Source organism: Psychrobacter sp. R86515 (assembly GCF_042466315.1).
Taxonomy (GTDB): domain Bacteria; phylum Pseudomonadota; class Gammaproteobacteria; order Pseudomonadales; family Moraxellaceae; genus Psychrobacter.
In genome coordinates, this window is sequence record NZ_JAXHCC010000001.1 from 1,439,351 (window position 1) to 1,453,309 (window position 13,959).

Annotated in this window: 10 protein-coding genes; 7 read left to right on the plus strand and 3 right to left on the minus strand. The window is 43.5% G+C overall.

The features are described from left to right. Window positions 1-12: 12 nt before the first annotated feature. Window positions 13-3,816: a methionine synthase gene (gene metH / locus SJY28_RS06035; RefSeq protein WP_379543814.1), complete on the minus strand. Its 3,804-nt coding sequence runs from the start codon at window positions 3,814-3,816 to the stop codon at window positions 13-15. Window positions 3,817-4,388: 572 nt separating this feature from the next. On the opposite strand from metH, the gene SJY28_RS06040 reads away from it, so the two are divergent. Together SJY28_RS06040 and SJY28_RS06045 are read left to right on the plus strand one after the other, a co-directional pair. Beyond that, window positions 4,389-4,943, plus strand: a complete 555-nt coding sequence (locus tag SJY28_RS06040; protein WP_057758533.1) for a fasciclin domain-containing protein — start codon at window positions 4,389-4,391, stop codon at window positions 4,941-4,943. Between the two features lie 422 nt (window positions 4,944-5,365). After that, complete coding sequence (locus SJY28_RS06045) at window positions 5,366-5,971, plus strand: fasciclin domain-containing protein (RefSeq protein WP_057758535.1); 606 nt, start codon at window positions 5,366-5,368, stop codon at window positions 5,969-5,971. A 409-nt stretch (window positions 5,972-6,380) separates the two neighbouring features. On the opposite strand, the gene SJY28_RS06050 is transcribed toward SJY28_RS06045, so the two are convergent. After that, window positions 6,381-7,928 carry an alanine/glycine:cation symporter family protein gene (locus SJY28_RS06050; RefSeq protein WP_379543815.1) on the minus strand — a complete coding sequence of 516 codons (1,548 nt, stop codon included), beginning with the start codon at window positions 7,926-7,928 and terminating at the stop codon, window positions 6,381-6,383. Between the two features lie 956 nt (window positions 7,929-8,884). On the opposite strand from SJY28_RS06050, the gene SJY28_RS06055 reads away from it, so the two are divergent. From SJY28_RS06055 to SJY28_RS06070, 4 genes are all read left to right on the plus strand, one after another. Beyond that, window positions 8,885-9,517, plus strand: a complete 633-nt coding sequence (locus tag SJY28_RS06055; RefSeq protein ID WP_057758539.1) for a LemA family protein — start codon at window positions 8,885-8,887, stop codon at window positions 9,515-9,517. A gap of 123 nt (window positions 9,518-9,640) precedes the next feature. Further along, a complete protein-coding gene (locus tag SJY28_RS06060) occupies window positions 9,641-10,825 on the plus strand; it encodes a TPM domain-containing protein (protein WP_379543816.1) in 1,185 nt (394 codons plus the stop codon). A gap of 70 nt (window positions 10,826-10,895) precedes the next feature. Next, entirely contained in the window at window positions 10,896-11,420 is a 525-nt protein-coding gene (locus SJY28_RS06065; RefSeq protein WP_379543817.1) for a TPM domain-containing protein, read from the plus strand. A gap of 202 nt (window positions 11,421-11,622) precedes the next feature. Beyond that, window positions 11,623-12,621 (plus strand): adenosine deaminase, encoded by a 999-nt coding sequence (locus SJY28_RS06070; RefSeq protein ID WP_134292763.1) that lies wholly within the window; start codon window positions 11,623-11,625, stop codon window positions 12,619-12,621. Between the two features lie 100 nt (window positions 12,622-12,721). Here the strand turns inward: SJY28_RS06070 and SJY28_RS06075 are convergent, their stop codons facing one another. Continuing rightward, window positions 12,722-13,522, minus strand: coding sequence for an NAD-dependent deacylase (locus SJY28_RS06075; protein ID WP_379543818.1), 801 nt, complete (start codon window positions 13,520-13,522; stop codon window positions 12,722-12,724). A gap of 35 nt (window positions 13,523-13,557) precedes the next feature. Between SJY28_RS06075 and SJY28_RS06080 the strand changes: the two genes are divergently transcribed. Then, complete coding sequence (locus SJY28_RS06080) at window positions 13,558-13,920, plus strand: hypothetical protein (RefSeq protein WP_379543819.1); 363 nt, start codon at window positions 13,558-13,560, stop codon at window positions 13,918-13,920. Window positions 13,921-13,959: the final 39 nt, after the last annotated feature.

The following is a 13,959-nucleotide window of genomic DNA, read 5'->3' on the forward strand; positions in this document are numbered from 1 at the left end:
TTAGCCAATCCACTACAAGTTCGGATTTAACCACTTCTCAGCAGTCTTCATATCCCAGCCTTTACGCTCAGCATAGCTCTCTAACTGATCACGGCTGATTTTACCGACATTGAAGTATTCACTATCAGGATGCGAGTAATAGAATCCGCTGACCGATGACGCAGGCCACATCGCATAGCTTTCGGTCAAGGTCGTACCGATAGCATCTACCGTACCGAGCCAATCAAACAATTTGCCTTTTTCCGTATGCTCAGGGCAAGCAGGGTAGCCAGGTGCAGGGCGGATGCCGACGTATTTTTCTTTAATCATCTCATCATTGGTGAGTGACTCAGTCGGCTGATAGCCCCAATACTCTTTACGGATGAGCTCGTGTAGATGTTCGGCGAATGCTTCGGCTAAACGGTCAGACAGCGCCTGTACCATGATGGCATTATAGTCATCACCTGCTGCTTTATATTGCTCAGCCAGTGCTTCTGTACCGACGATTGAGACGGTAAAGCCGCCCAAGTGATCGGTATGCGTCTCTGATGGTGAGATAAAGTCTGCCAAGCTAAAGTTTGGCTTGCCGCTTGCCTTGTCGCTTTGCTGACGTAAGTGTTCAAACTGATAGGTCGGTTTGCCGCCATCAGCAGGCACATTGTCATAGACAGTGACAGTATCCGCACCAGTACGGCGCGCGGGCATGAGTTTAAACACTCCTTTAGCTACGATTGATTTTTCATCGATCATCTTTTGTAGCAGATCTTCGGCATTTTCAAACAGATCACGAGCTGCTTCACCAACCACCTCATCTTGCAATATTTTCGGGTATTTACCGGTCAGACCCCAAGAGATAAAGAACGGTGTCCAGTCAATATAAGGCAGCAGATTCGCGATTGGATAGTCATCCAATATCACTTGTCCTAGTTTATTTGGCACTGGTGGCACATAGGTTTCCCAATCATACTGAAAGCCAATCTTGACCGATTCAGCATAGGTAACTTTGGCAGCTTTTGGTTGACGCTTAGCCAGACGCTCACGCACTTTGACGTATTCTTCACGTGTCTCATCGATGAGTGCTTGACGATGCTCTTTTGATAGCAATTTGGTCACCACGCCGACTGAGCGCGAAGCGTCCGATACATAGATGACGCCGTCGTTTTGATATTGTGGCTCGACCTTGACAGCAGTATGCGCTTTCGACGTCGTTGCACCGCCGATCATCAGTGGTAGTGTCATGCCGCGCTCTTGCATCTGCTTGGCGACATAGACCATCTCATCGAGGCTCGGGGTAATCAAACCAGACAGACCGATGATATCGACTTTTTCTGCGATAGCAGTATCGAGGATTTTTTCACATGGCACCATGACGCCCAAATCGACGATATCATAGCCGTTACAGCCAAGCACCACGCCGACGATATTTTTACCGATATCATGCACGTCGCCTTTGACGGTTGCCATTAGGATTTTACCTTTGACTTCGCCTTCGACTTTTTCCGCTTCGATATATGGGTTTAGCCACGCAACAGACTGCTTCATCACGCGGGCAGATTTTACGACTTGCGGTAGGAACATCTTACCTGCACCGAATAGGTCACCGACGATATTCATACCGTCCATGAGCGGCCCTTCGATGACTTCTAGTGGTTTAGGATACTTCTCCCATGCTTCTTTGGTATCCGCTTCGATAAAGGTGGTCACGCCTTTGACCAGTGCGTGGGCAATGCGTTCTTCTACCGTACCTTCGCGCCAGCTCATATCGACGGTACTGTCTTTTTTCTTACCGCCATCCTGGTAGTTTTCAGCGACGGTCATCAGGCGCTCAGTCGCATCTTGACCAGTTTCACCTTGATTGCGGTTGAGCATGACGTCTTCGATGGCATCACGAGCTTCCTTTGGAATATCATCGTACAGCTCAAGCATGGCTGGGTTGACAATACCCATGGTCAGGCCGTTTTTGATTGCGTGGTATAAGAATACGGAGTTGATCGCTTCACGGATTGGGTTACCACGGAAACTAAACGACACGTTGGATACGCCGCCCGAAACCATCGCGTTCGGTAGATTTTCCGTAATCCAACGTGTGGCATTGATAAAGTCAGCGCCGTAGTTATTATGCTCGGTGATACCCGTGGCAACGGCAAAGATATTTGGGTCAAAGATAATGTCTTCTGACGGGAAGCCCACTTCGTTGACTAGTACATCATAGCTGCGCTTAGATATCTCAATCTTACGCTCGTAAGTGTCAGCCTGTCCGTCTTCATCGAATGCCATAACGATAATCGCAGCACCATAACGCATGCATAATTTGGCACGTTCAACGAACTCAGCATGACCTTCTTTTAGAGAAATAGAGTTGACGACAGATTTGCCCTGCGTACGTTTAAGACCTTCTTCGATAATGTCCCATTTAGACGAGTCAATCATCAGTGGTACACGGCTGATATCTGGCTCACCTGAAACCAAATTGACGAAGTGAATCATCGCCTGCTTGGAGTCAAGCATGCCTTCGTCCATATTGATATCGACGATTTGCGCGCCGCCCTCGACCTGATCACGCGCGACATCGAGTGCTTCGGTATAGGCTTCTGTTTTGATCAAACGTAAGAACTTTTTGGAGCCTGTAACGTTGGTACGCTCACCGACATTGACAAACAAGCTATCAGAGTTGATGGTAAATGGCTCTAGACCTGATAGTCGGCAGGCAGGCGCTATCTCAGGGATAACACGCGGCGGATAGTTCGCCACGACTTTAGCAATTTGACGGATATGCTCAGGCGTTGTACCACAGCAGCCGCCCACGATATTTAGGATACCTGCTTTGGCAAAACCTTCGAGTAGAGCAGCTGTTCCTTCAGCGGTTTCATCATACTCACCAAACTCATTGGGCAGACCAGCGTTTGGATGCGCAGAGACGTAAGTATCAGCGATGTTTGACAATGTCTGAATATGTGGACGCAGCGCATCAGCACCTAGCGCACAGTTAAAGCCAACAGATAGAGGCTTGGCATGGCGAATCGAGTTATAGAAAGCTTCCGCCGTTTGACCAGATAGCGTACGACCTGACGCGTCGGTAATCGTACCCGAAATCATAATTGGCAACTCAAAGCCAATATCGTCAAACACACCAGTGATCGCAAATATCGCCGCTTTGGCATTTAGCGTATCAAATATTGTCTCAATCAAGATGATATCGACGCCGCCTTCTATCAGGCATAAGGTCGCTTCACGGTAGTTGAGTACCAACTCATCAAAGGTAATATTACGAAACGCAGGATCATTGACATCAGGTGATAGCGAACACGTACGCGAAGTCGGACCCACGACGCCTGCAACGAAGCGCGGTTTCTCAGGCGTTTTTGCGGTAAATTCATCCGCTGCTTCTCGAGCAATCTTGGCCGCTGTTCTATTTAGTTCTGGCACTAGATACTGCATGTCATAGTCAGCCATCGACAGACGCGTACCGTTAAAGGTATTGGTCTCGATGATATCAGCGCCCGCTAGCAGATGATCGTGATGAATGTCTTTAATCATGTGCGGCTGAGTCAGTACCAGCAAGTCGTTGTTGCCGCGTACATCTTGGTCGATATCAGCAAAACGCTCACCACGATAATCCGCTTCTTCTAGTTTATAAGTCTGAATCTGCGTACCCATCGCACCGTCTAACATCAAAATGCGTGATGCCATCTGCTCAGTAATACGGGCACGAGCGGTTAGCTGCTGCTCCTTAAACGGAAACACAGCAGGCGGCGTTAATATAAAATCATTAGCGGATGAGGAACTAGAGGCGGTATCGGTATGAGAATCGGTTGGTGAGGTCGTCGTTGGAATCATAGGTGTGCTGCTTATATCGTAATTATTAAAAAAAGAAGGAATAACAAATCAGTAGCGTGCAGAGTCTCACGAAGAGGACCGCAAATTTGCATTATTTTAGCATGAAAAGTTTGCTATATAGGGATACTGCATATTCCTCTTTGGCAATAGATAAATAAGAGGAGAGCTAAGTAACAAAGCAAGGTATTAGAGTCTATTTCATAAAGTAGATACGCACAAATGAATATCATTTCGCTAAGGGGTTACATAAAGCTTTTCTTTTGCAAATGAAAGCCAACGGGAATGCTCAGAAGTCAGACAGAATTTACACCCATACCACAAAAAATTGCGCAAAGGCAGGTTGATAAAGATTATTTACATGTTAATTTAATTTCAGAAATACAAGGTCTTAGTAAGTCCTACTTATAAATGTAGGCTCATTTATTAGCAGTAACTGGCACTAAGAGTATCATTGTTAGCAGTACAGTATGGTGAGCAAATGGCATTATCAGGCAGGATGATCTGTAAGACAGTAATATCATAGTTGAAACAATACCAACGTTAAAAAAATTCAAATCATTAAGGAAAATGTTATGAAACTTACTAAAATTGCCACCATCGGTACATTGGCTATCTCAATCGCAGGTCTAAGTGCTTGTAATAATATGATGCCAGCAAAGACGGGCGATATGAAAGCACCAATGCACAGTCAGAGTATGGCTAAGATGAATGTTGTACAAATTGCGCAAAGCAATCCTGATTTTTCAGTATTGGTAGAAGCGGTACAAGCAGCAGGTCTAGTAGATATGTTGTCTGATCCTAACGCCCACTATACGGTATTTGCACCGACCAATGCCGCCTTTATGCAAGCATTGCAAGAAACAGGTATGACTAAAGCACAGTTATTTGCCAATAAACCATTATTGACCAAAGTATTGGGTTATCACGTAGTCGCTGGTGATATGGCTATGTATGCCAAAGATGTGAAGCCTGGTAACGTAATGACCGCTAGCAAAGATACGTTGATGGTAACCAAAGAAGGCAAATTGATGGATGAGAATGGTCGCACAACGAATATCGTGAAGACTGATATCGCTGCCAACAATGGTGTCGTCCATGTAATTGATAGAGTATTGTTGCCTAAATAAGTATTAACTGAGGCATACTCACTGTATTTATTGTAAGACTAAGCAGCCATTGTTTGTGATGATTTCATTATCAGACAATGGCTGTTTTAGACTTTAGAGCTTTATCTATATAAGTTTCTGTTTAGGTTTAAATTTTAAAACAGACATCTAAAAGTAGTTAATCAACAGCATTTTGTCTCAAACATCGCAATAACTGATATACAAGCAAACAATGCTATATACGTGATTGATACAGTGTTGCTACTTAAGTAAATACCATTTGAAAATTAAACAGTTAGACTGAGAACTATCAATATAACGGACCAAATAGTATGACTAAGTAATTGATACATTTATCAATCATTGGTCGCCATTATATTTATCGAAAGTTATTAATTTAAATAAATCCCTTAATCAATTATTTATCCAAAAAGGAATTACCTATGTTAAAGAAGAACTTGTTATCTATCGCAGTTGTAACCGCAGCTATGTCACTAGCAGCGTGTAACGACACTGAGACTGTTGCAGAGCCAACTGAACCAGAAGCGACTGAAGAGATGGCAGTTGAGCCAGTTGCTGAGACAGAAGCTGTTGAAGCAGAGCCAATGGCCGAAATGGATATGGAAGCGACTCAAACTATCGCTGAAATCGCAGCAGAGAATGAAAACCTAACTATCTTAACCGCTGCGCTACAGGCTGCTGGTCTTGATACTATGCTAATGGAAGAAACTAAGCATACTGTATTTGCTCCAACTGATGATGCTTTTGCGCCAGTACTAGAAAAACTAGGCGTAACTAAAGAAGAGTTATTGGCCAATACAGATTTGCTAAAAACTGTCCTTCCTTACCATGTACTAGCAATGGAAGTTAAAGCGGCTGATATCCCATACGGTACTGAGATTGAAACGGCGAATGGTAAAACTATCACTATCAGTGAAGACAATGTAATTACTGATGCTACTGGTAACACAGCAAATATCACTGGTACAGATATCATGGCAACCAATGGTGTGGTTCATACTATCGATGCAGTATTAATGCCTGAATAAGCTATTTCTTAGTTTGTAGGTCTTGAATCTACAAGTTATTTAAAGAAAGCCTGGCCATCGTGCTAGGCTTTTTTATGTCTATAAATTAAAAATAGGGGAGTTGTGGTTTACCTATACTGGTACGGCTACCCGATCAGTATGGAAATATAAAATGCCAAAGTAAGCTCTATACAAAGGCAGGAAAAATGCAAAATGACAGTTATATGTTGTGCCAAATACAAGTTAATTTTAAAAGTTAGAAAGGTAATTTTAAGGTATTAAATCAGCTCGTATGAACGTGGGCTTCAATGTTTTTTCGGTAAGCCATTCTGTAGCGGTGTAGAAAAACATCCAAACAAAAAAGCCCGAGAACATGGTCTCGGGCTTTTTTTTATTCAATAAGACTAAGGAGCAATCCTATTAAATCGATTTACACTTTATCTTTACGTAATGGATCAGCGTTCATGCTTCTCTGCTGTGCTAGATGACGCTCTTCCCAATACGGCGCGTTTTTGATACCGAATTTAGCAGGATCAAAACTATAGCGAGTTACGCCAGCTTTACGCTGAGCTTCATAGTCTTTAAGCATAGTAAGTGTTGGACGAGCCACGATGAAGATGACAAGAATACCAACAATGTTAAGCCAAGCCATAAGACCAACACCGATATCACCGATTGCCCAGATATAACCAGCTGAGTTTAGACCACCATAAGCAACCATCGCCATGATAAGCACTTTCACTAGGAATAAACCAGTTCTGTTCGCACTACGACCAAGGAAACGTGTTAAGTAAGCGACGTTTACTTCAGCGATGTAGTAGTAAGCCAGAATCGTTGTAAAGGCAAAGAAGAATACAGCGATTGCGATAAAGGCATTACCAAACGTACCGTATACAGATTCCATTGCCATTTGCGTGAACGCAGGAGCATTGATTTCAGTAGTAGCAGCAACGTTCTGTACGATGAACTGACCATCTGGTAGCGTACCTTGAATGTTGTACATACCAGTAGATAAGATCATGAATGCAGTAGCAGAACATACTAGTAATGTATCAACATATACTGAGAATGCCTGAACTAGACCCTGCTGTGATGGATGCTCAACTTCAGCAGCAGCAGCAGCGTGAGGACCTGTACCCTGACCAGCTTCGTTAGAGTAGATACCACGTTTCACACCCCAACCGATAGCAGCACCAAAACCTGCTTGTGCAGTGAATGCATCACCAACAATCATACCAAATACATCTGGAATCAAGCTGAAGTTGCTGAACATGATGATGAGCGCTAGGGCAATATAACCTAATGCCATGAAAGGTACTGCAAACTCAGTAAAGGTTGCAATACGCTTAATACCACCAAAGATGATGATACCTAGCACCACTAAGATGATAGCCAAGCCGACCAAACGCATAGAGCCAACTTCTAGGCCTGCAACGTTCATGATCGTACCTTCGCCCATTACCTGTGCAAATGCACTGATAACACCGTTCGCCTGTACACCAGGTAAGAACATACCGCATGATAAAATAGAAGCGATTGCGAAGAGGATGCCGTACCACTTTTGACCAAGGGCACGTTCAAAGTAATAAGCTGGGCCACCGCGATACTCGCCAGTTACCACATCTTTTTCTTTATAAATCTGAGCAAGAGTAGATTCGACATAGGCTGTAGATGCACCTAGGAAGGCTACGATCCACATCCAGAATACGGCACCTGGGCCACCGAAGCCGATAGCAGCAGCTACCCCAGCGATGTTACCCATACCCACACGACCGGCGAGTGAGACGGCAAGTGCCTGAAATGATGAGATACCCTGTGCACTAGATTTACCAGTGAATAGGAGTTTGATCATCTCACCGAATAGACGTACTTGTACAAAGCGCGTCATAATGGAATAGAACAGACCGGCACCCAAGCAGAGATAAATCAGCGCTGGGCTCCAGATAATTCCATTTACTAAGTTAACTAAACCTTCCATATTTATGTTCCTAGTACTGTCTCAAGGTGGCACTGTTTGCTAGGAGTAAACTAACTGGTTAACTTACTTATTTAAGTTAAGCAGTTAAAGTCTCTGCATCGACTTATTTGTTGTCTAAGTCTCATTTGCTTGGCCACCAAGAATGGACTGTAGTTGTCTGTATTTACCCGCGTATCTCGTCAGTAATACGGACTATTTGCATAGCGCTTATCACTGACAATATAAATATCAGCTGCGTTTACTATTATTCTACAACCTCAACTACTGCGGTCTTCTATCATCATGTTATACATCAGATGAGTCATAAGTTGACCGGCGGATAAAACAGGCGGTTATATAATTAAATATCCATCACCATGATGGCATTCAACTTACTATGAGCTGTCTTGAATAAATACATGACTGGTATGGCGAATTGATAGTATTTAGCGATAATTTGACAGTTAATTGATGTTTTTATTAAGAAATTAACAACTCGCTAATACTAATCAAACTATAAGTCCACTACCAAATGTATTCAAACCGTACGGCTACGTAACTGCAATTTGCCATATTTTTGTACTAATTACTAGAAATTTCTTTATAGACGGTAGATATATTCGTATTTTATTTGGCTGATACATTAGCAAGATTTAGATTATATATAAATAATTGTTTGTACTTTCATAACATTTTGTCTGATTGCGCTAGACTGCTAGATTTTTGCTCTATACCTATCATGATAAAAACGCGTTATCGTTGACACTATGCGGTTGTGTTTTGGTAACGGTCAATTGTAAAAAGCCGTATATAACGCCATCATTAGGACAACTTCTTTTGATATCATGCTGATGGAGTGATGCGCAGATATACAATATATAGAGCGTATGACTGCCGTATGAATACTAAGAAAACTTAAAAATATTAAAAATGTGGTACTGGATATTTGTTATTTATCATTATTAGGAGAATCAACAATGACGCGTAAATCTATTATGAAGCCGATGTTGCTAGCCGCTTTATTGACAACTTCTACGGTTGGTCTAAGCGGCTGTGGCTACAACAACTTGCAAGCACAAGATGAGCAGGTCACTGCTTCATGGTCAGAAGTGGTCAACCAGTATCAGCGCCGTTCTGATTTGGTGCCAAACTTAGTCAAAGTCGTACAGCAGTATGCCGAGCAAGAGCAAGAAGTCTTCACCCAAGTGGCAGAAGCTCGCTCACGTGCGGGCGGTATCACGGTAACGCCAGAAGTGCTTAACGATCCAGAAGCGATGGAGCGTTATGCAGCAGCGCAAGAGCAGATGACAGGCGCATTGTCACGTTTGATGGCGGTGTCTGAGCGTTATCCAGATCTAAAGTCAGATGCACTGTTTCAAGATTTACAAGCGCAGTTAGAAGGTACTGAGAACCGTATTGCTGTGGCTCGTAACCGTTATATCCAAGAAGTGCAGGGATACAATACAACGGTGCGTCAGTTCCCAACCAACATCACTGCCAAAGTATTTGGTATGGACACTAAGCCCAACTTTAGTGTGGCCAATGAAGAGGCGATTTCAACCGCACCAAGTGTTGATTTTGGCGACTCTACAGAAAAGTCTGCTGAATAAAATTTAGAATGAACGTGACGACAGAGTGGCATAGGCAGCTCTGTTCATTTAGCTAATGGTTCAATGATGATTAGTTAGAGTCTATCAATTGGTAAAGATGTTATCTGAGGTGGTATAGATTAGATGAATAATTCAAAAGCAATCTTATCAGCATTACTGTTTACGTTAGGTGTCGTCAGCGTGCCTGCATTGCACGCTGCACCCAATGATACAGCGGTGGCGACAGATAGCACCTCGAATCTGCAAAACCGTAGTGTCGAAGAGTTGGTGGCTGTTGCTAAAGCAGGCGAGTCTAACGAAGCAATCAATGATGCTGTATTAAATAACGATGCCATCAATGAAGCTGTGCTAGGCAACGACGCTATCACTCAAAACGCAGATAACCAAAGCACAGCAAATGATACAGCCAATGCCCAAACAACCGCTCAGCCACCTGTACGCTCCAGTGCCGAGGGTGTTGACGCTGATAAATTGATACTTAATGAACCAGTCGTTGATCAGGCCAATATTCTAAATCCTCAAGAAAAGCTACGTCTAGAGGCTCAGCTTCGAAGTATCTATCAGCAGGGATTAGCACAAGCAGCGGTGGTTATCGTACCAACTACCAATGGCGTACCAATATTTGATTATGCCTTGCAAGTTGCTGAGAAGTGGGAGTTGGGTGATGAAGCTATCGATGATGGTCTGCTGATTGTCGTCGCTGTCAATGACCGTGATATGTACATCCTAACGGGTTATGGGCTAGAAGGCGTATTACCAGATGCAGCGGTTAACCGTGTCATTCGAGAAGATATCACGCCGTTATTTAAGCAAAATAACTATGGTGCAGGGATAATCGCTGGCGTTGAATCGCTCAAAACACGCCTAACTGCTGATCCTGAAGTCTTAGCCCGTGCTGATGCACAAGCTGCAGAACGTACTGCCCAGCAAAGCTCAGACGAGCTGCCATCACCTATTTTCTTATTTATCATGGCGATGATTTTTGGTAGCTTTATTACTAATATATTGGGCCGAGTATTTGGTTCTATTATTACCGCTGGCGGGTTTTTTGCAGGTTCGATGGTCTTAGGTGGCGGCTTCTTTATGACGCTGATTATGGCAATCTTTATCTGGATGTTTTTGATCTCACGCGGCGGTGGCGGTGGAAAGGGCGGCGGCGGTAAAGGTGGGCGCAGAGGCGGCATGATTTTCTTACCCGGTATGGGCGGCGGTAGTGGAGGCGGCTTTGGCGGTGGTGGTTTCGGCGGCGGCGGCTTTGGCGGTGGCGGCGGTGGTTTCGGCGGCGGCGGTGCAGGTGGCTCGTGGTAAGTATTCCACACACTCAAACAAAATAAACTCTACATAACCATCGAAATGACGTACTTGAGGAAATAATATAATGGTAGAAGACAACGCTTCAAACCCCAGTTTTGCCCGCTGGTGGCGTCAAGTTTTGTTCGTCCCTTTATTACATAGTAAGTGGCTAACAACAGAATCCAAAGCCTGCCTAACAGATGCTGTGACACGAGCCGAGCGTGGGCATCGTGGTGAGGTGTTCTTAATTGTAGAAAACCATCTGCCTATCCAAGAGGCCTATCGCATGAACTGCCGTGAGCGTGCGATTGATTTGTTTAGCGAATATCGCGTCTGGGATACCGAAGAAAATACGGGCGTCTTGATCTATGTCAATGTATGCGAGCGCAAACTAGAGATTGTCGCAGACCGAGGTATCAGCGCTCACGTTAGTCCAACGGTATGGAATGCAATGTGTGAAAAGGCGGTATCTGGTATTGCTACTCAAAAGACAGAAGAGAGCTTGGCTGAACTGCTAGACGAAGTGGGGCAGGTATTACGTCAATACTATCATTTAGAGCACGATCCAGAAGGTAATGAGCTGTCTGATACAGTGGTATTTTTAAAGTAGTTCGCGCCTTATACGGTTTTATTAAGAAGGTTGCTTTTATAAGTAGCTTATCTATACGTTCAAAGGGTTTTGTTTTAGGCGATATGCTTTTAGTGTTAAAATGACTTTTCTGGGACAGGTAATGCCTTATATATACAGTTTGATTATCCTACTGTGCAACATTCACTAGGGCTCGTCTCGATACCACCATTATTGGAATACTATGATTGAATTAATAAAGAAACTACCGAAAGCTGAACTTCATCTACATATTGAAGGTTCGCTAGAGCCTGAGCTGATGTTTAGATTGGCCAAAAAGAACAATGTAGAGATACCTTATGACAGCGTAGAAGACGTGCGCGCCGCCTATAACTTTAACAATCTGCAAAGTTTTTTAGATATTTACTATGCCGGCGCAAATGTTTTACTGACCAAAGATGATTTTTATGATTTGACGTGGGAATATATTCTTAGATGTGTTGAAGATAATGTCATCCACACAGAGATATTCTTTGATCCGCAGACGCATACTGAACGCGGCGTGCCTTTTGAAGCGGTCATTACAGGTATCAAAGAAGCGCTCGCCGATGCTAAAGCAAAATACGGTATCACGTCATGTATCATCATGTGTTTCTTGCGTCATTTATCGCAAGAAGAAGCGTTTGAGACATTAGAGCAAGCACTGGACTATAAAGATGACATTATCGGTGTTGGCCTTGATTCATCAGAATTGGGCAACCCACCATCGAAATTTAAAGAAGTCTTCCAAAAAGCTAAAGAAGAAGGCTTTAAGCTGGTTGCTCACGCAGGCGAAGAAGCAGACTTTTCATACATCTACGAAGCATTAGACCTATTGAATATCAATAGAATCGATCATGGCGTGCAGTCTATAAAAAGCCCAGAGTTGATGCAAAGACTCAAAGATGAGCAAATGCCACTGACCGTTTGCCCGAACTCAAATATTGAGCTAAAAGTCTTTGAAACTTATAAAGAGCACAATATTAAAGAGCTTTTAGACTACGGTCTGAATATTAGCGTTAACTCAGACGATCCTGCGTATTTCAAAGGCTATGTGAATCAAAACTTCATTAACCTATATGAGAATTTACCGATTACGGAAGATGATGTTATTACTTTGGTAAAAAACTCTTTTAAATCGGCATTTATCAATGATGAGTTAAAAGAAGCTTACTTAGCGAGAGTTGATCTTGCATTGAAATAAGCTACAACAAGTTTATTATTAGTAGCAAAGGCTTAACGGTTTATACAAATCGTTAAGCCTTTTTTATTGTCTATCATTCAGTAATATCTATAAATAGTAGTTATAGAGCAGTAATCTCTGCTATAAGCAGCGGTAGTATTACTCCAGCCTTTTCTGCTAGAGTGATATCGACGATAGTATTTGGTGTGGGGTCAGGGTTTATCTCAATAACTTGCGCGCCATTCTGTTTGGCCAACTGTGCCAATCCAGCAGCAGGGTAAACCAAGCTTGAGGTACCAATACTGATAAACACCTCACAATTAGCCGCAGATTCTTCGGCAGTCTGCCATGCCTGTACAGGTAGAGCTTCGCCAAACCAAACAATATCCGGTCTGATGTAACCGTCGCAATGCGGACAGCTAAGCAGTGATTCATCAAAGCTCATAGTACCTTGATTATCGTATGACGCTCTCGATTGATCTTGATAGGGTATCTCACACTGACCACAGCGGTTGCGCCACAGATGACCATGCAGGTGCGTCACTGCGCTACCAGCTTGCTCGTGCAAATCATCGACATTTTGGGTGATGAGTGTCACTTGCTGATTGGAGGTTTGCGCATGATATTGCCACTGAGCCAATGCATGATGGGCTGGATTTGGTGCTTTGTCTGCGACCATTTGCCGACGCCATTGATACCATGACCACACTAGCCTTGGATCACGAGTGAACGCTTCAGGGGTTGCCAAGTCTTCGACACCATAGTTCTCCCACAGCCCTGTTTGCTTATCTCGAAACGTTGGGATACCGCTTTCTGCTGAAATGCCAGCCCCAGTCAAAATGCAGATACGCTGTTTGGATGCCAGTAGTTGTGCTGCAAGTTTTACTTCTGCTATTAACGCTGGTGATAATTCTGCTAACATGAGCCAACCCTTGCTAATAATGGATATTTTTACTTATGATAGACGGAATTTGGTGGCTTGTCATATTGTTCGCTGTCATCGCAGTTTTATGGTTCGTGGCAAAATCGCGCGGTGCAAAAGCAGGCGAAAAGCATCGCGGCGCAAAACCAAAAAATGTAACACCGAATGATGCGCTGCAAAAAACATCAGCGATATTAAAACAGCATCTTGCTGATTATCGAGTTACGCGTAAGGCAAATCATTTGCTCGTTAGCAAACAAGACAAAAAAATTGCGATGATTACGATTGATAAAAAGATTGCTGAGGGTCAGCGCCGTTTGGGTGATGTGCCAGTGATTAATTATCACCGTATACCTAGCCGTGCTCAATTGACTGCCAATCTACAGGATGCAGAGTAATTTCTATATAGTCAATCCTCTATAAATTGGCTACGGTGT